18 protein-coding genes are annotated in these 21,770 nt (G+C 33.9%); 8 read left to right on the top strand and 10 right to left on the bottom strand.

The annotated features are described in order from the left end of the window. Window positions 1-35: 35 nt before the first annotated feature. From ACNFIH_RS17650 to ACNFIH_RS17670, 5 genes are all read right to left on the bottom strand, one after another. The gene (locus ACNFIH_RS17650; protein WP_426484109.1) at window positions 36-2,207 is read right to left on the bottom strand and encodes a YfbK domain-containing protein; all 2,172 of its coding nucleotides are present in this window, start codon (window positions 2,205-2,207) and stop codon (window positions 36-38) included. A gap of 71 nt (window positions 2,208-2,278) precedes the next feature. Then, window positions 2,279-3,241, bottom strand: a complete 963-nt coding sequence (locus ACNFIH_RS17655) for a hypothetical protein (protein WP_426484110.1) — start codon at window positions 3,239-3,241, stop codon at window positions 2,279-2,281. A gap of 2 nt (window positions 3,242-3,243) precedes the next feature. Continuing rightward, window positions 3,244-3,744: an RNA polymerase sigma factor gene (locus ACNFIH_RS17660; RefSeq protein ID WP_426484111.1), complete on the bottom strand. Its 501-nt coding sequence runs from the start codon at window positions 3,742-3,744 to the stop codon at window positions 3,244-3,246. Window positions 3,745-3,911: 167 nt separating this feature from the next. Further along, entirely contained in the window at window positions 3,912-4,589 is a 678-nt protein-coding gene (locus ACNFIH_RS17665) for a CPBP family intramembrane glutamic endopeptidase (RefSeq protein ID WP_426484112.1), read from the bottom strand. Between the two features lie 182 nt (window positions 4,590-4,771). Next, window positions 4,772-5,608, bottom strand: coding sequence for a DUF6929 family protein (locus ACNFIH_RS17670; protein ID WP_426484113.1), 837 nt, complete (start codon window positions 5,606-5,608; stop codon window positions 4,772-4,774). Between the two features lie 216 nt (window positions 5,609-5,824). On the opposite strand from ACNFIH_RS17670, the gene ACNFIH_RS17675 reads away from it, so the two are divergent. The 3 genes from ACNFIH_RS17675 (at window position 5,825) to ACNFIH_RS17685 (ending at window position 10,224) form a co-directional block, all read left to right on the top strand. Further along, window positions 5,825-6,706: a PPK2 family polyphosphate kinase gene (locus ACNFIH_RS17675; RefSeq protein ID WP_142451253.1), complete on the top strand. Its 882-nt coding sequence runs from the start codon at window positions 5,825-5,827 to the stop codon at window positions 6,704-6,706. A gap of 191 nt (window positions 6,707-6,897) precedes the next feature. Further along, the gene (locus ACNFIH_RS17680) at window positions 6,898-8,349 is read left to right on the top strand and encodes a hypothetical protein (RefSeq protein WP_426484114.1); all 1,452 of its coding nucleotides are present in this window, start codon (window positions 6,898-6,900) and stop codon (window positions 8,347-8,349) included. 96 nt (window positions 8,350-8,445) lie between these two features. Next, window positions 8,446-10,224, top strand: coding sequence for a cytochrome-c peroxidase (locus ACNFIH_RS17685; RefSeq protein ID WP_426484115.1), 1,779 nt, complete (start codon window positions 8,446-8,448; stop codon window positions 10,222-10,224). Window positions 10,225-10,369: 145 nt separating this feature from the next. On the opposite strand, the gene ACNFIH_RS17690 is transcribed toward ACNFIH_RS17685, so the two are convergent. Next, complete coding sequence (locus ACNFIH_RS17690; protein ID WP_142451250.1) at window positions 10,370-10,888, bottom strand: hypothetical protein; 519 nt, start codon at window positions 10,886-10,888, stop codon at window positions 10,370-10,372. A 189-nt stretch (window positions 10,889-11,077) separates the two neighbouring features. On the opposite strand from ACNFIH_RS17690, the gene ACNFIH_RS17695 reads away from it, so the two are divergent. The 3 genes from ACNFIH_RS17695 (at window position 11,078) to ACNFIH_RS17705 (ending at window position 14,767) form a co-directional block, all read left to right on the top strand. After that, the gene (locus ACNFIH_RS17695) at window positions 11,078-12,463 is read left to right on the top strand and encodes an MATE family efflux transporter (protein WP_426486732.1); all 1,386 of its coding nucleotides are present in this window, start codon (window positions 11,078-11,080) and stop codon (window positions 12,461-12,463) included. A gap of 81 nt (window positions 12,464-12,544) precedes the next feature. Then, window positions 12,545-12,772 carry a hypothetical protein gene (locus ACNFIH_RS17700; protein WP_026984926.1) on the top strand — a complete coding sequence of 76 codons (228 nt, stop codon included), beginning with the start codon at window positions 12,545-12,547 and terminating at the stop codon, window positions 12,770-12,772. Window positions 12,773-12,835: 63 nt separating this feature from the next. Then, window positions 12,836-14,767, top strand: a complete 1,932-nt coding sequence (locus tag ACNFIH_RS17705) for an LTA synthase family protein (RefSeq protein WP_426484116.1) — start codon at window positions 12,836-12,838, stop codon at window positions 14,765-14,767. Window positions 14,768-14,907: 140 nt separating this feature from the next. Here ACNFIH_RS17705 and meaB read toward each other — a convergent pair whose 3' ends face one another. From meaB to ACNFIH_RS17720, 3 genes are all read right to left on the bottom strand, one after another. After that, complete coding sequence (meaB, locus tag ACNFIH_RS17710) at window positions 14,908-16,002, bottom strand: methylmalonyl Co-A mutase-associated GTPase MeaB (RefSeq protein ID WP_426484117.1); 1,095 nt, start codon at window positions 16,000-16,002, stop codon at window positions 14,908-14,910. Window positions 16,003-16,247: 245 nt separating this feature from the next. Beyond that, window positions 16,248-16,889 carry an NAD(P)-dependent oxidoreductase gene (locus ACNFIH_RS17715; protein ID WP_426484118.1) on the bottom strand — a complete coding sequence of 214 codons (642 nt, stop codon included), beginning with the start codon at window positions 16,887-16,889 and terminating at the stop codon, window positions 16,248-16,250. Window positions 16,890-16,946: 57 nt separating this feature from the next. Beyond that, entirely contained in the window at window positions 16,947-17,354 is a 408-nt protein-coding gene (locus ACNFIH_RS17720) for an RrF2 family transcriptional regulator (protein WP_035647943.1), read from the bottom strand. A 241-nt stretch (window positions 17,355-17,595) separates the two neighbouring features. Here ACNFIH_RS17720 and ACNFIH_RS17725 point away from each other — a divergent pair, with 241 nt between their 5' ends. Next, window positions 17,596-18,507: an AEC family transporter gene (locus ACNFIH_RS17725; RefSeq protein ID WP_426484119.1), complete on the top strand. Its 912-nt coding sequence runs from the start codon at window positions 17,596-17,598 to the stop codon at window positions 18,505-18,507. 112 nt (window positions 18,508-18,619) lie between these two features. Further along, window positions 18,620-19,258, top strand: a complete 639-nt coding sequence (locus ACNFIH_RS17730) for a peroxiredoxin (RefSeq protein ID WP_426484120.1) — start codon at window positions 18,620-18,622, stop codon at window positions 19,256-19,258. 96 nt (window positions 19,259-19,354) lie between these two features. Here the strand turns inward: ACNFIH_RS17730 and ACNFIH_RS17735 are convergent, their stop codons facing one another. Beyond that, window positions 19,355-21,607, bottom strand: a complete 2,253-nt coding sequence (locus tag ACNFIH_RS17735) for a cation:proton antiporter (protein ID WP_426484121.1) — start codon at window positions 21,605-21,607, stop codon at window positions 19,355-19,357. Between the last annotated feature and the right edge of the window lie 163 nt (window positions 21,608-21,770).

Here is a 21,770-nt window from a genome sequence, read left to right on the forward strand (position 1 = left end):
TTTTAAAATGAAGCCCAAATGTAATATAATTTTTATTAATTAAATTGTTTTGCACCTTCTACAAGACGAATAAATTCAGCTTTATAACCTTCGCCATCGTTTGAATTTCCTTGTTTCGCTAACTTTACAATTTCTTCAGAAGATTTGTCAGCAATCAATTTTGAATCTCTCAATTTCAATCCGAACCAAGCTACGGCAGAACTGAATTTCATATCATCGCTGGATTTTTCCAAAGCAACCGATTTATTCTCAATTGTCTGAACCATTTCGATACTTTTATCGCCGTCAGGTTTTTTGTAGCGGAATTTTATAGTTGCCAATTCATTGCTATAATTGTTTGAACTTGGTTCTGTTTTTGTGTATTTCAAATCATCAGGTTGTTCAGCTAAATAATCACTTTTTACACCTGCCGGAATAATTTCATATAAAGCGGTAACAGTATGATTGCTTCCTAATTCGCCCGCATCAATAGCATCATTTTTAAAATCTTCCGGACGAAGTTTTCTATTTTCATAACCAATCAAACGATATGCCTGAACTTGTTTTGGGTTGAATTCAATCTGGATTTTTACATCTTTAGCGATAGCAAACATCGAACCTTTAAATTCTTTTCCTAAAAAGCGATTTGCTTCCTGAATGTTATCGATATAGGCATAATTTCCGTTTCCTTTATCAGCTAAAATTTCCATTTTACTGTCTTTGTAATTCCCCATTCCGTAGCCTAAACAAGTTAAGAAAACGCCTGTTTTTCTTTTGTCTTCGATTAATTTTTCCATATCCGAATTCGAAGCGCTTCCAACATTAAAATCACCATCTGTTGCCAAAATCACACGATTATTTCCACCTTTAATGAAATTTTCTGTTGCTGTTTTATAAGCCAATTCGATTCCCGCGCCACCAGCAGTACTTCCGCCAGATTGTAAGTTTTCTAATGCGTCGATAATTGTTTTTTTCTCGTCTCCAGAAGTTGGAGGTAAAACCATTCCTGCAGCTCCTGCATAAACGACAATAGATACTTTGTCTTTTGCTCGCAATTCGTTTACCAAAATTTTCATCGATTGTTTTAATAAAGGCAATTTGTTCATATCGCCCATTGAACCTGAAACATCAATCAGGAAAACAAGATTTGAGGCTGGTAAATCATTGGTTGGAATATTTTTTCCTTGTAAACCAATTTTTAAGATTTTATTATTTGAATTCCAAGGTGAATCACTTACTTCTGTATTGATAGAAAACGGATGTTCATTTTTTGGCTGTGGATAAGTATATTTAAAGAAATTAACCATTTCTTCTACGCGAACAGCATCTTTTGGAACTTGTTGTCCGTTGTTTAAAAAGCGTCTGATATTAGTGTAAGAAGCATTATCAACATCTATTGAAAAAGTAGAAAGCGGAGCAGTTTTTGGACTTTCAAAAGCATTTTCTACAAAAGAATCATAATCTTCCTGAGTTGGTTCAGTTGGAATTGGGATAATATTTAATTTTTTATCTAATTCTTTTTCTGACAGGTTTTTATACATTTCATTTTTTGTTGAAATCACGACAACGCCATTTGAGGCCTTGCTTCCATAGATAGAAGTTGCTGCTTCATCTTTCAGCACTTTTAAATCTTTAATGTCGTTCGGATTAATTTTTGCCATTTGATTGGCTTTTGCAGGAACTCCGTCGATAATATACATTGGTTCATTTTTTGGAGAAATAGTTGCATTTCCACGAATCACAGTTGTTGAACTTGGGCTTGCAACATATCCAACACTGTTTTGAACCTGAATTCCAGCTACTTTTCCTTTAAGTGTCTTTGAAGCTTCTCTTTTTTCTTTTCTTCTTTCCGCTCTCTCATAGCTTCTTGCACTGTAATCTGAAGTGTTTTCACTTGTGCCATAGCCCACAACTACAACTTCGTTCAATGTTTGGCTGTATTCATTAAGTCGTATATTAATTGTATTTGAGTTTTGAACTTTTTGTTTTTGAGTTTCGTATCCAATAAAACTGAAAACTAACATGTCTCCTGTTTTAGCTTGGATACTGTATTTTCCATCAAAATCAGTTGTGGCAGATATTTTTGTATTTTGAATGTAAATTGATACTCCGGGAAGAGGCTGTTGGTATTTATCTGAAACAATTCCAGAAATAGTTCTTTCTTGTGCCATGGTTACGAAACATATAAGCATAGTAATGGCTGATGAAATAAGTTTTAGACTTTTCATGATAATAAGTTTTAAGAATTAATGTTTTGATTTTGCTTTGTCAAAGCTGCAGACTTTGACAAAGCTTAAGATTATTTTTTCAGAGTTGGTTTTCCTGTTTTTGTTGTAATGATTACAACTCCTTTTTTTCCTTTTTCGCCATATTTTTCAGTAGCTTCAAGGTCTTGTAAAATGGTTATTGTTTTGATGTCCTGCTGATTTAACGGCGCATAAGGGCTTGTTGGATTTTTTCCGAATAAATCATTTTCCGAATAATATATTCCGTCAATAATGTAAAGCGGTTCGTCCAGAATTACTAATGATTCTACATTTTCAGGTTGTACATTAGGAAGTTCTGCCTGCATCATTTTATCTCTTTTTGCGTCATCGCTGTGCGCCATTGCGTTTCCGTTCATAATAATTAAAGGAGCATTTTTTTTAGCTTTTGCCGCTTGTTTGTCAGCAAAAGCAACTTTTGCAGATTCTCTTTCAGGATAACTTGAATAACCCATTTGTGGCGTAACTTCTTTTTTAGAAACAATGTTGTCACTTTCTTCGTCTGCGCTTTCTTCACTTGCTGCTACAATTACTTCTTGGGTTCCGGTGCTTATTGTTAATGCTAATTCTTCTGTAGTGCCTGAACCCGTTGTTTCCTGAATTGCAACGCTTTGTTTATGTTTTATCTGATTTTGTAAAATTGCTGCACCTTCTTCTTTTGTAACTAATTGTGGATTTGATGAAACTGGCGCACTACTTTTTTCTGCCGAATTGTTTTTAGTCGTTTTATTTTGTGTGTCATTGGTTACAACTTGATTTGTGTTTTCTAAAGTTGTTTTTTTATCTGTTTTCAGAAATTGATAACCTAATGAGATTACTAACAAAAGTGAAGCTGCAACTGCAATTTTTTTCCAAAGAGAAATTGTTTTTTTATCTTCTTTTTTGTCGAGTTTTTGTTCAACGCGCGACCAGACTTTTTCCATTCCCGGAAAATCTTTTGCGGGAGCATTTTCTGCCGCTTCTTTAAATCTATCGAATATTTTATCTTGATTGTCCATGACTATTTTGCTTTTTGATAATACAATTTATTAACCAGATCTTTTAATTTGGTTTTGGCCGCATTCAATTGTGATTTTGAGGTGCCTTCAGAAATATTTAGCATTGCTGCTATTTCTTTGTGACCGAAACCTTCAATAACGAAAAGGTTGAAAACCGTTTTGCATCCATCCGGAATATGGTTTAATAAATTGAGTAAATCTTCCTCTTCTAACTCGCTCATTTCTTCTGTAAAAGGTTGTGAAAGCACTTTTACATCATCAAGATACATATTGAAATTAGTGTTCTTCCTGATGGTTGCCAAACAGTGATTAACGGTAATTTTTCTGGCCCAGGCTTCAAAAGCTTTGTCTTCTTTGAGCTGGTCTAATTTGGTAAATAAGGTATAGAAAGCATCGGCCAGAGCTTCTTCAATTTCTTCTTCTTTCTTGAGGTATCGTTTGCAAACACGATACAATTTTGGAGCCATATGCTCATAAATCTGACGCTGGGCATCGCGGTTCATTTTTTTGCAGTTAGAAATTAGCGTTTCGTTTATCACAATGTTGGTCTTTATTTATAAAGAGAGCGAAATAGATAAAAAGGTTGGGACGAAGATGAAATAAATATAAAAATAATTTAAATTGTGATGTAAACGGCTGTTTTTGTGGGTTTTATTTTTAGCTCGCTTTTTTATGTTTTTGCCATCAAAAGAAAAAGATCCCATAAAAAATGACAGATTATCAGAATTTTAATGTTTCTGTATTTCTCATACTGAATTGCAAATACGAGTCCGATAACAATTGGACCAATGACATTCAACAAAGTTCCATAACCAATATGTAGTAATCCAAACAAAACGCTGGAAATAATAATAGCCAGAATTTTGTTTTTAAAAAGAAGTTCTAATCTTGGCATTAAATAACCTCTGAAAATTAATTCCTCGGTAATTCCGGCAGTGACACAAGTAAAAAAAAGTAAAATGTAACTCTTTTTAAAAAGTGCCAAAGCTTTTTGCAATACAGCACTTTCGCCTGTAATTTTAAATAACATAATTAAAAGCCCGGTAAAATATACCGCAATGAACAATTTTACAAAGGTTTTGAATAATGCGATTGCAAAATCAGGAAAAGAATATTCGGTTTCCGGCCAAAGTAAAAAAGGCTGTTTTTCTATTTTTAAAGAATATAAGAATAGCAACAATAATGAAATCCAAATTGCAAATCTCGAGATGTAAAATTGAACTTCATGACTGATTCCGATATTTTTGAATAATAAAGAAAAATAAATAGCCAGAACCGGAAGAAGTACAGAAAGTAAAACGCTGATAATTAGAGCTGGTTTCTTGAAAGAATTTGAAATGTTTAGCATTTATTTTGGTTGTAGGTTTTGGGGATTTAGTTTTTAGCTTGGATTTCAACTTTTCACAATCTTGTCATTTCGACGAAGGAGAAATCACACTAGTTAATCGTCATAGATTGGTGATTTTGATTATGGAATTTCTAGTGTGATTTCTCCTTCGTCGAAATGACATAAAATGAGATTAAAAAAAACTACTTAACCGGCAAAGTCAATTTATAAATCTTAGTTTCTAAAACATCCGTATCATTATCTTCACAAAGCAAAAACTCTATTTTGTTGTTTTCTTTTTTATAGAAAGTCAAACCTTCAAATTTATTGGTTGAAGTTATTTTTTGTGTGAAATCAATTTTCATGGTTTTGACATCGATTCTTCCGATGAAACTTCCGAGAATTTCGCCGTCGTCGTAAGTTGATTTGGTGTCTTCGGCAGTTGAAAGGAAATAGATTTTGTCTTCGACTAAAATCGCATCGGTAAAACTAGAACGAACACCTTTTATTTTTGGAAGTTTATAATTGACAGCAATCAAAGCAAATTCTTGATCTAGTTTTTTTGCGTGAATGGTAAAAATCGTGTTTTTGTTTGAAACGCCATTGCCTCGGTTGAATAAATACCAGTTTTCACCATCGAAAATTGCGCCTTCCAAATTGAAATCTTCTGGTTTTATTTCCCCAAAACTTTGCATTAAACCATATATGTCAACCAAATTATTTTTCTGTAAAACCTTTTTGTTTTTAAGATCAAATTCAATCATTTTATTTCGATTTTCGGTGGAGCCGGAACCAAAAACATATAGTGTATCGTTATGATTTGTTAAGGATTCGAAATCTGGTTTTAAGTTTTTCGGGATATTTTGCGTCGGATTGTCAATTAAAGGATGTTGGTTTAATTGCTGATTCTGCATATTGTATTCGTAAAGAAATCCGCTGTTGTCGCCAATAACATAAAGTGCATCATTGTTATAAAATAATCCTGATGCCGAACCGATTCCGATGATTTGAAATAATATTTCTAATGTGAATTTTTCCATGAAATTAAAATGTTGTTTTGAAAACCAATGCTTAGCCCTGATAGCAATGGAGATACTTTGAAAAGAAATTGCATTTTTTCCTGACAGAACAAAGCGACCAACGGAAGCTCTTGTTATGGCTTTGGAAAAAAGCAATTTATTGAAAAGTATTGCAATGAATAGCAGGAATGTGCTACGTAAAAATAGTATATTTATGATATAAAAAAATCAAAATATATGAAATCAATAGATCCGAAAGATTTTAAAGTTACAGATAAAATAAAACTAAGCAAGATTCCGACTTTATTAAATATTGATGCCGATGATGATGAAAAAGAAGAAAAACTGGATAAGGTTCAGGCAAAGTTGAGCAATTTGCAAGATGTCATGTATGCGCACAATAAATACGGAGTTTTAATTTGTTTGCAGGGAATGGATACTTCGGGAAAAGACAGTTTGATCAGGGAAGTTTTTAAAGAATTTAATCCGCGTGGAGTTGTGGTGCATAGTTTTAAAACGCCAAATTCAACCGAATTGGAACACGATTATTTATGGCGCCATTATATTGCTCTGCCGGAAAAAGGAAAATTTGCGATTTTTAACAGAACGCATTACGAAAATGTGTTAGTAACGCGCGTGCATCCAGAATATATTTTGGGTGAAAATTTGCCGGGAATTAATTCGGTTGAAGATATTACGCCCGCTTTTTGGGAAAACAGAATTGAACAGATTAATAATTTTGAGAAGCATATTTCGCAAAACGGAACTATTGTAATGAAGTTTTACATGCATTTGAGTAAAGAGGAGCAAAGAGAACGATTGTTGCGCCGCTTGGAGGAAGAAAAACACCATTGGAAATTTTCGCCAGGCGATTTAAAGGAACGCGAACATTGGGATGAATATCAAAAGTATTATGAAGAAGCAATCAATAAAACTTCAACAGACTATGCGCCATGGTATATTGTTCCTGCCGATGATAAAGAAATGGCGCGATATATTGTTGCCAAAATTATTTGGGAAGAAATGCAAAAACATACTGATATTAAGGAACCAGAACTGGATGAAAAAATAAAAGCCAATTTTGAGGCTTATAAAGCACAGTTAAAAAAAGAGTCTTAAAGTAAGGCTCTTTTTTTTATTTGAATGTTAATGAAAGTTTATGAGTATTTTGTATTACTAATTTATTGTTAAATTTTCTTTTAGTAAATGCGTTTTGTGGTAAAAGTCTTGTTTTTTTGATAATATCAAGGTCATTTTAAGTTAAAATGATGGGATTTACTTTGTAAAAAAATAAAACCAACTTTTAGCTTATGAAACGAATTATTCTACCTCTAATGATTTTAGGGTCGGTATTTACATCTTGTAATAACGATTCTAAAGACGACAGTGAAACAACAAGTGTTGTTTTGAAAGATCAGTCTGTAACGCCAAGTTTATTAAAAGCACAGGCAGGATTTGAAAACTTAAAAATTTATTCTCTTTTTAGTTCAGATGATGTTTTTCCAAATAGTCCAAACTTTGTTTTTGGTGGTTCTGCGGATGGTTCTGGTTTATTGAAAAACACAGATGGAACATTTACTTTTTTAGTAAACAACGAAGATAACTTTGCCGTTTCAAGAATTACACTTGATAAAACATTTAAACCTACAAAAGGTGAATATTTATTAAATTCTAGCGGAGGAACTTGGAGATTATGCGGTGCTACAATGGCAACTCAGGCAGAACATGGTTTTGGACCAGTTTATTTGACTTGTGGAGAATCTGGAGAAGAATCTCGTACACATGCATTAAATCCTTATGGAGATGTAGGTTCTGCATCTGTATCTAAAGAATTAGCTGGTTTTGGACGTTTAAGTGCTGAGAATGCTTTGCCTTTACGTTCTAGTGCATACAGCGGTAAAACAGTTGTAGTAATTGGCGATGACGATTCTGGAACTTATGGAGGTCAGGTTTTTATGTATGTATCAAATACTGTTGGTGATTTAACAAATGGTTCTTTATACATGCTTAAAAGAAATGATGATAACCAAAGAGAGAAAGACATGGAAGTTAGCAAAACTTATCCAGTTTCTTTTGTGAAAATCGACAACCATACAACACTTACTGGCGCACAAATTAATGCTGCAGTAAACACTTTAAAAGGAATCAAATTTGGACGTGTTGAGGATTTGGATTACCGTAAAGGCGGAAGCAATGCAGATCGTGAATTGTACTTCAACGTAACCGGACAAGCAACAACCGGAACAAATGCTGATGGTTCAAGAACGAAATACGGTAGAGTTTACAGACTTAATCTTGATGCTGCTGATCCATTAAAAGGAACTTTGGAAGTAATCCTTGATGGTGACAATAGAAGCGGAATTGCTGGTAAATTCCAAAATCCAGATAATATCTGCGTGACTAAAAACTACGTTTATGTGCAGGAAGATGCAAACGGATATGGTGACGAAACTCACGATGCTTACATCTATCAATACAACATTGCTACAAAAGATTTAAAAGTTGTAGTTGAATTAGATCACCGTCGTACTGCAACAGATGCTGCAAAATACAACGTAGGCGGAACTTCAAAATTTGGAGATTGGGAATATGGTGCTTTGATCGATGTTTCGGAGCAAGTTGGTATTGCTGATACTTTTATGCTAAGCGTACAGCCACATACTTGGACAGGTGCAAAATACAAAGGAGTTGATGGCGGAACTAACCGTCCTAACGAACAACAAGCAAGTCAAATTGTAGTTATTAAAGGTTTGGCGAGATAAACTTTTAATTCATTATAAACAGATATCCACTATCTCAATTTTGAGGTAGTGGTTTCTGTTTTTCTAAATATTTCTCTTTTTAATTCTCATAAAATCATGAAAAAAATATATTGTTTGTTGTTTTTGATGGCCTTTGTTTCCTGTCAAAAAAAGAGCAAACATCAAGAAGTAAATGAATTATTTCAGAAAGATATTACTTCATTAATTGAAAAAGTTGCAAAGCTGAAATATTCTGTGCAGGAAGATTCGACTGGAGTACAAATTCAGAGGCAGTTCCTGGAAGCACACGAAAGTTATAAAAAGGTCGAATTGATAAGTGAGTATTATTCGCCGGCAGTTTCAAAATCGATTAATGGTCCAGCAATACCTGAATTTGAAGAAAATGATAAAGTGACTGTTCAACCCGAAGGATTTCAGGTTATTGAAGAATTGGTTTTTCCGAAATACAGCAAAGCCAATAAAAAAGAATTAATTCAGGAATTGGGTGTTTTATCTGCCAATTTAATTCGGTTAGAAAAAGTTTCGAGTTCCAATGAATTGACCGATGCTCATGTTTTTGATGCCATGCGGTTAGAAGTGTACCGAATCATTACATTGGGAATAACAGGTTTTGATTCGCCAGTTGTTTTGAATTCACTTCCCGAGGCTCAGGTTTCGTTAGAAACTATCGAAAGATATTATCGTGTTTATACAGAAAATCAAAATACAGAAAATTCGAAACAAGTACTTCAGATTTTTGAAAAAGGAAAAAAATATTTAAAATCGAATACCAATTTTAATGCTTTTGATCGCGCTTATTTTATCAATGAAATTCTAAATCCGTTAAGTAAAGGACTTTTTAAAACACAGTCTGAATTAGGAATCTCATTAATGAAAGAACAGCGCGGATTAAGAGTTACGGCTCAGACTTTATTTGATAAAGATGCCTTTGATCCAGAAGCTTTCTCAGGTTTTCCCGATTACAAAACAACACCAGAAAAAATTGCATTAGGGAAAAAGTTATTCAATGATCCCATTTTATCTGGAAACAACACACGTTCCTGCGCTTCATGCCATCACACCGATAAAGCATTTACTGACGGATTGGAAAGAGCAGTTTCATTAGACGGAAAATCAATGATTCAGCGCAATACGCCAACACTTGCCAATATTGCTTTTCAGCGCGTATTTTTTGCAGATTCAAGAGTGAGTTATCTCGAAGATCAAGCAGTTGCAGTTATTAAAAATGAAAACGAAATGCACGGCTCTTTGGAAAAATCGGCTTTGGCAATTCAAAAAAATGCTCAATATGTGCAGTCTTTTAAAAAGGCTTTTCCAAAAGGAGAAATAAATGAATTTGCTATCAAAAATGCTCTGGGATCTTATATACGATCATTAAGCAAATACGATTCTAAATTTGATCGTTTTATGCAAAAGAAAACAAATTTTACAGTTGATGAAAAAGCAGGTTTCAATTTATTTGCCGGAAAAGCAAAATGCGCTACCTGTCATTTTATTCCGCTTACAAATGGTACCGTACCGCCAAACTTTGACCGGTCTGAAAGTGAAATTTTAGGTGTACCAGATAGAAATAAAAAACTCGATGGTGATTTAGGCAAGTTTGTTATTACGCAAGCGGCGATTCATAAACATTCTTTTAAAACGCCAACAATCAGAAATATTGAGCTCACAGCACCGTATATGCACAATGGCGTTTATAAAACCTTAGAGGAAGTTATCGATTTTTATAATGAAGGAGGAGGTTTAGGAAAAGGCTTTGATGTTCCAAATCAGACGTTACCAGAAGATAAATTGAATTTGTCTGATCAAGAGAAAAAACAATTGATTGCTTTTATGAAAACGCTGACAGATAAAAAATATTCTAAAGAGTTATGAATTAGAAATTATGAGTTATGAATTTAAACCCGACAGGTTTTCAAAACCTGCCGGGTTTACTATTCTATATAAAACACCAAACCCGGCAGACTGTACTATCTGCCGGGTTCATACCAAAAACAAAAAATAAATTAAACCTTAACTTTTATAAGTCAAAACCATAAGCAACACGCAATGCTACCTGATTGGTTCTGAAATCGTGATAATCTTCGTAACGTACGCTCAAATCAATATATTTGTTTGCGTATCCTATTCCCGGTGCCCATAAAAAAGTGGTTTGATCATAACCGTTTGTTACTGCAAAACCGGCACCGATTTCACCTAAAACATAAAATTGGTCTTCCCAAACAAAGGCTTTAAAACCTGCTTTTGCAGGAATGAATCCAAGATCTTTTACGTTATTTCCAAGCTCATCTTTTCCCATAAATAAGTTTGTAAATCCCGTTGTTAGTGTCAGCGATGTTCTTTTTGACAAATCATATTGTAAACGAACATCTCCGCCAAGTGACCAGTCGTAATCGTTATCTGTTGGAATTCCTCCGTTGATCCCGAATCCTAATCTAAATCCCTGATCGTAATTTGTTGCTGCGCTGTCTTGAGCGACAGCAGTGTTGGCGAATAAAAATGCAAAAGCAGCTAGGCATAACATTTGTACTTTTCTCATGGCTTATATATTTGAATTATTAATAATGTAAAAGTATAATCAAGGGCTTTGGAGCTTGTTATATAATTTTTAAAAATCGTTACATAATATTAGGGTGTACTTAATTTTGCCTTAAAAATGGGATATCTTTTTATTGATAGGATAGAATTCCAAGCTTCTGACTATCTTTGCCGACAAAATAAAATAGAAGTGAATTTAAAGCAGTACACCAAGGAGTTTTCGTATAATTTAAAACTGGCATACCCTGTAATTTTAGGAATGGTCGGACATACTTTAATAGGTATGGTCGATAATATTATGGTAGGTAAAATTGGAGCTACTGAATTAGCAGCAGTTTCATTGGGAAATACGATGATTTTTGTGGCAATGTCAATAGGAATTGGTTTTTCGACAGCCATTACGCCAATTGTTGCCGAAGGTGATGCCGAGAAAAATGATGTCAAAATTCGTTCTGCATTTCATCATGGTTTATTTTTATGCGCGATCTTAGGATTGTTTCTTTTTGGGATAATTGTTTTGGCAAAGCCAATAATGGAAATGCTGGATCAACCTGCCGATGTAATTAAATTGGCAAAACCTTATTTAGATTGGGTTGCTTTTTCATTAATTCCGTTAATAGTTTACCAAGGTTATAAACAATTTGCCGACGGATTGTCGCTTACAAAATATTCGATGTACGCAATGGTTATGGCTAATGTGCTTCACGTCGGAATCAATTATATGTTGATTTACGGAATTTGGATTTTTCCAAAAATGGGAATTATTGGTGCCGCACTTGGAACTGTAATTTCAAGAATATTTCTCGTAATGTTCATGCATATTATGCTTTCCAGACGAAATGACTTAAAACGATTTTTTAAGGATTTCAGTTTTAGCGAAATAAAAAAAGCAACCATAAAAAAAATAATCAGCATTGGTTTTCCATCTGCAATGCAAATGCTTTTTGAAGTAGTTTTATTTTCTGCTTCAGTTTGGCTTTGTGGTAATATTGGAAAAACAAGCCAGGCAGCCAATCAAATTGCTTTGAGTCTGGCGTCGATGACTTTTATGTTTGCCATGGGATTAAGTGTGACTTCGATGATCAGAGTCAGTAATCAAAGAGGTTTAATGGATTATAAAAAACTGGTTGTTGTGGCAAGATCTATTTTCCTTTTGGCAATTATACTCGAAACTGTTTTTGCAATTTTGTTTATCGCTTTTCACGAATATCTGCCATACATCTTTTTAAATATGGAAAATAGCGGACAGGTTCTGGATAATAGCGAAGTAATCAGTATCGCGTCAAAACTACTTTTAATCGCCGCAGTTTTTCAAATTTCTGACGGAATTCAGGTTGTGGTTTTAGGTGCTTTGCGTGGTTTGCAGGATGTGAAAATTCCTATGTACATCACTTTTGTGGCTTATTGGGTGATTGGTTTTCCAATTTCGTATTATCTTGGAGAACATACAGAACTGAAAGCGCAGGGAGTTTGGATTGGACTTTTGGCTGGTTTAACAACAGCAGCAATTTTTCTGTACATTCGCTTCCACTACTTAACAAAGAGATTAATTATTAATTCAGATTCAAATAATTAAATTTGATAAAAGATAAATCACAGATTGTAATTTTTTTATAAATCTGTGGGAAATAATAACAAATACTAAAAAATAAATATAATGGAATTACCTAAATTTTTACTTGGAGACAATACTGATTTTCCAGATGATATTTTCATCATTCATCTAGATTATCCTCGATTTATTATCAATTTAAAAGATGATGAGGTTGAATTTTTAGAAGAAGCTGAGGATCTTGATGAGGCTGAATTAAATGCCGAAATGGAAGGTTTGATCGAAAAAGCAAATGATTTTTACGACAGAGAAATTAATCGTTACGAAGAATAGTAGAGACGCACAGCAGTGCGTCTTAAATTGTACAACTGTCTAAAAAATAATGTAAATCGTTCAATGAAAAAATTAAGTTACTTAAAACCCATTTTTAATTTTATAGTAATCGGATTGCTGATTACTACTTTAAGCCGTCTTGTTTTATTTTTTATTTTTAAAGATAGAGTAGTCGAAACGCCAAATTTCTGGTATATTTTCCCAATCGGTCTGCGAATGGATATGATATTACTTTGTTATTTATCATTTCTTCCGGCTGCCCTGATTACTTTTATTCCGAATAAAGGAATAAAGTTCACCAACAAATTTTTGGTATTTTATAGTTTCTTGTTTCTGTTTCTGATTCTTTTTGTTGAATTGGCTTCGCCTGATTTTGTAAAACAATATGATACACGCCCGAATAAAATTTTCTTAGATTATCTAATTTACCCAAAAGAGGTTGTTGGAATGCTTTTAAAAAGTTATCTAACTTCAATTATCGTTTCCTTTTTGATTTTGGGAGTTGTACTTTATTTTGCTATCAAAAAAGGGAAAAAATATTTTCACACTTCAAGTACAGATTATAAATTCAAATTGATGGTTTTTCCATTATTGGCTTTTTTATTGTTTTTTGGTGCGCGTTCAAGCCTAACTTCAAAACGACCAATTAATGCCAGTAATGCTGTTTTTTCTACCGATCAGTTAACAAATACTTTAGGTTTAAATTCTTTTTACACTGTTGCTTTTGCTGCTTATTCGATTAAAAATGAAGCAAACACGAAAATGTACGGTAAAATGGATGAAGCCGAGGCAATTGCTCGTGTGAAAAAATACATGATTGCAGGTTCAAACGATTTTACCGATGCTGAAATTCCGTTTCTTCACGTACAACAACCGGATTCGGCGAGACAAAAACCGTATAATTTGGTGATTTTTCTTCAGGAAAGTTTAGGCGCTGAATATGTTGGAATTTTAGGAGGAAAGCCTTTAACTCCAGAATTTGATAAGTTGTCAAAAGAAGGAACGTTATTCACCAATTTGTACTGCACAGGAACCAGAAGCGTACGTGGAATCGAAGCAGTTGTAACAGGGTTTTTACCTTCGCCTTCTGAAAGTGTTGTCAGACTTGGAAATTCTCAACAAGGATTTTTTACACTTGCCGATGCTTTAAAACAAAAAGGATATGACACGAGTTTCATTTACGGTGGAATGGCCAATTTTGATAATATGGCTTCATTTTTCAACGGAAATGGTTTCAGTGATATTGTAGATCAAACGGATTTTGAATCAGACGGAAATAAATATGCTTTCAAAGGAACTTGGGGTTATTCTGATGAAGATTTGGTTACTAAGGCGAATCAGTATTTTAAGTCAAAAGGAAACAAGCCATTTTTCTCTTTGATGTTCTCGACTTCAAATCACGAACCTTTTGAATATCCTGCAGGAAGAATAAAACCTTACGATAAGAAACCGGCAACAGTTAATAATGCCATGAAATATGCTGATTTTTCAATTGGAAAATTCTTCGAAATGGCTAAAAAAGAAGCGTACTTTAAAAACACGATTTTCATTGTAATTGCAGATCATAATACAAGAACGTACGGAAAAAATTTAGTGCCAATTAATAAATTCCATATTCCGGCATTTATTATGGGACCTGGAGTTGCAAAAGGCGCAGTTTATGACAGATTAGCAAGTCAAATTGATATTCCACCAACATTATTAGGGTATTTAGGAATTCCGTTTGAAACGCCAATGGTTGGAAGAAACCTGACTAAGTTAGATCAAAAAGTACAAGGAAGATCAATTATGCAGTTTAATGATATCAATGCATTTAGAGTAGAAAACCAGGTTGTCATTATGCAGCCAAATTTGAAACCGCTACAATTTGAAATCAAAAACGACACTACTTTGATTCCTGTAAAATTAAATGAAGATTTAGCAAAAGATGCTTTAGCACACGTGATAACAGCAGGAAATTTGTATAAAGAAAGTAAATATAAACTAAGGCGCTAAGATGCTAAGGTTCTAAGTTTTTAATTTAGTGACTTATTTTGCTTGTCACTTTGAGCGAAGTCGAAATGCTTTGTATATTTTCGATTTAGCTCTATGACGATATCGAGAAAAAAAACTTAGAACCTTAGCATCTTAATCACTTAGCGGCTTTTAGAAAAATAAAATTTTAACAACTCAGAAGCAGCTGCAAAAGGTGAAATTTCATCATTTTGCACTGCTTTTTTATTTTGTTCTAAAAGCGAAATAATTTCTGGTTGATTATAGAAATGTGATTTTAATTGTTCGTTGATGGTTTCCATCATCCAAAACTGATTTTGTTCATGTCGTTTTTCCTGAAAAAATCCCGTTTCTTTAGTCATTTCAAAATAGTCAGAAATAGTATTCCAGATTTCCGAAATACCCTCTTTTGTAATTGCACTGCAAGTGGTAACTTTTGGTTGCCAGTTTGATTTTTTTGGTGGAAATAAATGCAAAGCACGATTGAATTCTAGTTTTGCCTGATTGGCTTTTTTGATATTATCTCCGTCGGCTTTATTGATTACGATGGCATCTGCCATTTCCATAATACCGCGTTTGATGCCTTGAAGTTCATCACCAGCACCAGAAATTTTTAATAAAAGAAAAAAGTCAACCATACTGTGAACTGCGGTTTCGCTTTGTCCAACACCGACAGTTTCAATAATTATGGTGTCAAAACCTGCTGCTTCGCATAAAATGATTGCTTCACGGGTTTTGCGCGCCACACCGCCTAGATTTTCTCCAGAAGCACTCGGTCTGATAAAAGCATTTTCATCTTTTACCAATTCTTCCATTCTGGTTTTATCGCCCAAAATACTTCCGTGCGAAATGGAACTGCTTGGATCAACTGCCAAAACAGCCACTTTTTTTCCTAATTGCGTAAGATAGGTCCCAAAAGCTTCGATAAAAGTACTTTTCCCAACTCCGGGAACACCCGTAATTCCAATACGAACCGATTTATTGGCATGAGCCAAACAGCCCTTTATAATTTGGTTTGCTTTTTCTGCATGTTCAGGATTGGTACTTTCGATAAGTGTAATGGCACGGCTTAGAGAAGTCCTGTTTTCTGAGAGAATTCCAGAAATTAATTCATCAGCTGAAGGCTGTTGTCTTCGTTTGTTTTTAATTTGATTTATAGCTGAAACATTGGTGATTTCAGGAGATGAAATTCCAGCTTTTTCAGTTAAACTGCTCGACTGTTTCTTTAAACTTGACAAAATGCTTTTTTAGTATTGTAAAAGTACTGAAAACAAAAACAGTTTCAAAAAGTTAGTTTGCCACGAATTCGCGAATTTCTTTCAACATTTTTTTGTCATCCTGAGCGAAGTCGGAGGATACGCTAGATACTCCACAATCAAAATTGAAAATTTTTGTCGAGCGAAATTCGTGTCCTTCGACTTCGCTCAGGAAGACATAGAGAATTTATAAAAAAGAATTCGTGAATTCGTGGCGAAAAAAAAAATTAGTAACCTGCAGTAAATCGAACTTGATGATGTTTTGGAGTTTCTGTTTCATCAGCAATAGCAACTGCTAAATCTTCTACAGATAAAATACTTCTTTGTTCGTCGTTGAAAACTGGATTTTCTAAACCTAAACGATATTTTCCAGTTCTTCCTGTTGTAATTCCCTGATGCATTTCAAGAGCAGGACTAAAAAATGCCCAATCTAATTCTTTTTCTTCCTTAATAACATTCAGATAATCTCTTGCTGCAGAAGCGGCGGTGTAATATTCTTTTGGAAATTCTGGAGTGTCAACTGCCTGCACGCCTGGCGCTACATATAAACTTCCAGCACCTCCAATTGTGATAAAACGTTTTACACCTGATTTTTTTGCAGCTTCCTGAATCGATTTTGATCCGTTTTCGAAATCAGAGCTATAGTTTGGATTTGTCCAACCCGGATTATAAGCGTTAATGATAATATCATGTCCTTTTAAAATTTCTGCTAAAGCATCTGCATTAAAAATATCTGCGGCAACCCAAGTTGCGTTGGTAGTATCTTTTGGAGTTCTTGCTATAGCCGTAATTTCATGTTTTCTGTCTGCCAATTCGTTTAAAATTGCTGAGCCAACAAATCCTGTTGCTCCAATAAGTGCGATTTTCATAATATATAAATTTATTTAGTAATAAAAAATGTTACAGTTTTGAATAAAAAAATACCTTTAAAACTGGTTTGAAAAATCTTCCAAAGAAATTTTTTCCAGTTGTGCACTGACTTTTTGATTCATTTCTTTATATAAAGCATCCAAATTCTGATTGATTTTTTTTCCGACTGGACAATCAGGATTAGGCTGATTTTTTGCATAACCTAAACCAATGGTTTCAAAAGTCATTTCGAAAATTTCTTTTAAAGTCAGTTTAGCAGCATCTACTGACAGTTTTGTACCGCCATTTTTACCTTCTTTGCTTTCTACAATATGATGTGCTTTTAGGTTTGCAATTTCTTTTCGAACCAAAACAGGGTTGAGGTTCATGCTTCCTGCAATATATTCCGATGATAAATAATCATTTGGGAATTTATTGAGCAAAGTAAGAATGTGAATCGTTATGGCAAATTTACCTGAAAGCATACTGTAATAAAATATGTTACAAATGTAATGAGTTTTTCAATACGAAAATAAATTTTAACTAACTTTTTGGTATTTAGTAGTTAGTGAATAGTAATTAGTGAAAAGTGATTAGCGAATTACTCTTGTCAAAGTGTTATAAGTGTAACAAAAGAAAATAAGTAGTTGCTATTCGTTCGAAAAGCTAATTACTTTTCACTAATCACTAAAATATAATTAACTATTTTTGTCTCGATCTTATGATATGAACAACTTTCTTCTAATATTTTTATTTCTTTCGTTGGGCTTGATTTTACAACACGTAAAACAATTTCCTACTCATATTTATAAGACACTTAATAAGATTGTCATCTATTTTTGTCTTCCTGCAATTACTTTATATCATATTCCAAAAATAAAATGGAGTAGTGAATTACTTTTTCCAATAGGAGCGGGGTGGATTACTTATATCTTGGCTTTTATCTTTTTTCATTTTTTAGGAAGAAAAAATGGTTGGTCCAACAAACTAATTGGCTGTTTGATTTTAACCGCTGGATTAAGCAACAGTTCTTTTCTTGGATATCCAATTATTGAAGCTTTATTTGGGAAAAAAGGCTTGGAAACTGCCGTTTTGGTAGATCAGCCAGGAACTTTTGTAGTAGTTTCAACACTTGGTGTTTTTACAGCGGCATTTTATTCTAAAGGAAGTCCGAATGCTTTAGGGATTTTTAAAAAGATTATTTTGTTTCCACCTTTTTTAATGTTTGTTTTGGCGTGCCTGATGAATATTTTTGATTATAATTTAAATGAAAATTTTCAAACGGTATTGTTGAAAATTGGAAGTTTGGTAACGCCTTTAGCTTTGCTTTCTGTTGGTTTGCAATTGACTTTTGATCGAAAAAGCCAGCATTGGAAATTTTTACGACTCGGACTTTTCTTTAAATTACTTTTAGTTCCTTTTATCATTTTTGTGCTGTATGTGTTTATTTTCAATCAGCATTCTGAGGTTATAAAAATTACTTTGATGGAAACTGCAATGGCGCCAATGATTACGGGCGCAATCTTAGCTTCAACTTACGGATTAAAACCAAAATTAAGCAGTATGATGATTGGTTTTGGAATCCCAATTTCCTTTATAACTCTTGCTTTTTGGTACTTCATTCTTAGTTTTATTTAAGAGTAAAATACTAATTATATAGAGAAAATAGAATTTTAACTTTTTTTAAGATTTTAGATGTTTTCTCTACGAATTTTTTAGTTAATTTTAGAGGAACTAAAAACTATAAATTATGTCAACATTAAGATTAGGCGATATAGCTCCAGATTTTCATGCAGAAACCACACAAGGACCAATCAATTTTCACGAGTACTTGGGAGATTCATGGGGTGTTTTATTTTCGCATCCTGCCGATTTTACTCCGGTTTGTACAACTGAATTGGGAACAGTAGCAAACTATCTTCCGGAATTTTCTAAAAGAAATACGAAAGTTATTGCTTTGAGTGTAGACGGCCTAGAATCGCATAAAGAGTGGATTAAGGACATCAACGAAACTCAAAATACAGAAGTCAATTTTCCAATTATTGCTGATGAAGATAAAAAAATTGCGACTTTATATGATATGCTTCATCCAAATGCCAGCGATAAATTCACAGTGCGTTCTGTTTTCGTAATTGGTGCCGATAAAAAAATCAAACTAACATTGACTTATCCAGCTTCAACAGGAAGAAATTTTGACGAATTGCTTCGTGTTATTGACAGTTTGCAATTAACTGCAAATTATAGTGTTGCAACTCCTGCAAACTGGAAAGATGGTGAAGATGTTGTAATTGCTCCGGCAATTCCGGACAGTGATATCCCTGCAAAATTCCCAAAAGGACACACGCCAATTAAACCTTATTTAAGATTGACACCACAGCCAAATAAATAATTAAGGTTCTAAGATACTAAGGCGCTAAGATGCTAAGATTTCTCTTGAAAACTTAACAGCTTAGCGCCTTAATTATTTTAAAAAAAGCTTAGAACCTTAGCTCCTCAGAACCTTAGTCCCTTTAGTCAACTCATTCATTTTTTTCTTGTCGCCTACAACCCAAATGATATCATTCTGACTCAAAATAATATTCGATTCAGGATTTAGGATTCGGTTTCCATTTCGCTCAATTCCTACGACTAGGCCGCCGGTTTTTCCTCTAAATTGTCCAATGCTTTTTTGAATAAATTCTTCTTGTGAAACTTCCAACTGACGCAACACAATTTCAGATTCTTGGACTGCAGGCGGAGCTTCAATTTCATTTTGATCTAAATATTTGGCAAATTCTGTAACTTGAGCATCCGTACCAATTACGCAAATTTCGTCACCCGGAAACAAACGCTCATTTTTAGTTGGAATAGGAATTGTAATATCGCCTCGTTTTATTTCGGCAATATTAATTCCGAGTTGTTCTCGAATTTTTAATTCTTCTAAAGTTTTTCCTGCCAGGTTTGATTCTTTTCCAATATCAAAAAACGACATGTGACCGTCCCACGGCATTAAATTGGCATAACGTCTGTCGATTTTTTTGTTTTCACGATCGTTCAGGTTTTTCAGAAAGTGATTTTCAATTTTATGATATTGTTCATTTAATTTTTTTGGGAATATTTGATATGCTCCAATAGCAATTATCAGCGCAACAAAAGCAACCAAAGGCGAGAAGAAAATATTCAACAAAAAGCCCACGAAAAACAAACCAAGACTCATTCTGATTAAAATCAGCATTAAAAGTGCTCCGCGATATTTTCGTTCTTCCCATAAAATTTCAACTTCATCCACTTTTACTCTTCGTAACGAAAGTGCCCATAAAAAAGGAGCAATAATCACTAATGTAATCAATGCGGCAAGCGTATTTCCAAATCGGGTATCAGCTACTAAAGGCGCAACAAATTTGGCAGACAATAAAATAATTGCGGTAATAATTATCGTATGAAGTATAATTTGTGTTACTGAAGCTCGTAATACAATTTGCCAGGTACTAACCGATTTAATTGCCTGTGCGTTTACACTATAACGATTAATGTTTTTAACCCATTTTTTGGGCATTTTTGATTCTAAAAACAAAGCAAAAGTTTCAGAATATTTAATTAAAAATGGAGTTGTAAACGTGGTAACTGCTGAAACTGCCACAATTATAGGATATAAAAAGTCGCTTGTCACTTTCAATGTCATTCCGAGTGTTGCAATAATAAAAGAGAATTCTCCAATTTGTGCCAAACTCATTCCGGTTTGTACTGATTGTTTCAAAGGTTGTCCCGAGAGTAAAGCTCCAAATGCAGAACTGAATGCTTTTCCAAAAACAGTAACCAATGTGATGATTAAAACTGGAAGTGCATAATCAACCAAAGTTACCGGATTGATTAACATTCCGACTGACACGAAGAAAACAGCACCAAACAAGTCTTTTACTGGCTGAATTAAATGTTCGATTTTTTCCGCTTGAGTGGTTTCGGCAATAATAGAGCCCATTATAAAAGCGCCTAACGCTGGAGAAAAACCAACATTGGCAGCAAACATTACCATCATCAAACATAATGCAAGCGAAATAATAAGTAACATTTCGTCACTCAATAAATGCTTTGCTTTTTTTAAAATCGTCGGAATAATGAAGATTCCGCCTAAAAACCAAATGATTAAAAAGAATACTAATTTTAAAACAGATTGCAATAAAGCAGTTCCAGAAACCTGATCGCTCACCGCAATTGTCGATAATAAAACAAGCATTAAAATCGCGACAATATCTTCTACAATTAAGGCGCCAAATACAATTCCTACGAATTTTTTTCCTTTAACTCCCAATTCATCAAATGCTCGAATAATAATAGTTGTAGAAGAAATAGAAAGCGTTGCGCCAAGAAAAATACTGTCCATTTTTCCCCAGCCCATCCATTGGCCAACCAGATAACCAATCAAGGTCATAAACATAATCTGGGTTATGGCGGTGATGGACGAAGTGCCACCAACTTTCATCAGTTTTTTAAAACTAAATTCGAGTCCTAAACTAAAAAGTAAAAAGATAACACCAATTTCTGCCCACACTTCAACACTTTTCATATCTGTAATCGATGGGAAAAAGTCGAAATGGTTTCCAGCCAAAAATCCCGCAATCAAATATCCTAAAACCAGCGGCTGTTTCATTTTTTTGAAAATCAGCACGGCAATTCCGGCGGTCATTAGGATTAATCCCAAGTCGCTGATTAAGGGTTGTAAGTGGTGTGTAGTTTCGGCAGCGGCGTTTAAGGCAATCATATAGAAGTGGTATTTTAGTTTCAGGAGCTATTTCCAGCCTTACATTTTAAGCTTTTGCTCAAAAAAATATGTTTTTCAAGCAAAAGGCTTTTCATTTCAGTCTGGGCTAGTTTCCAATCAGATTTAAATAAAAAAAGCTATCTCGATAAAGATAGCTTTTTTT

The organism is Flavobacterium sp. 2, from assembly GCF_049949195.1.
Lineage (GTDB): Bacteria > Bacteroidota > Bacteroidia > Flavobacteriales > Flavobacteriaceae > Flavobacterium.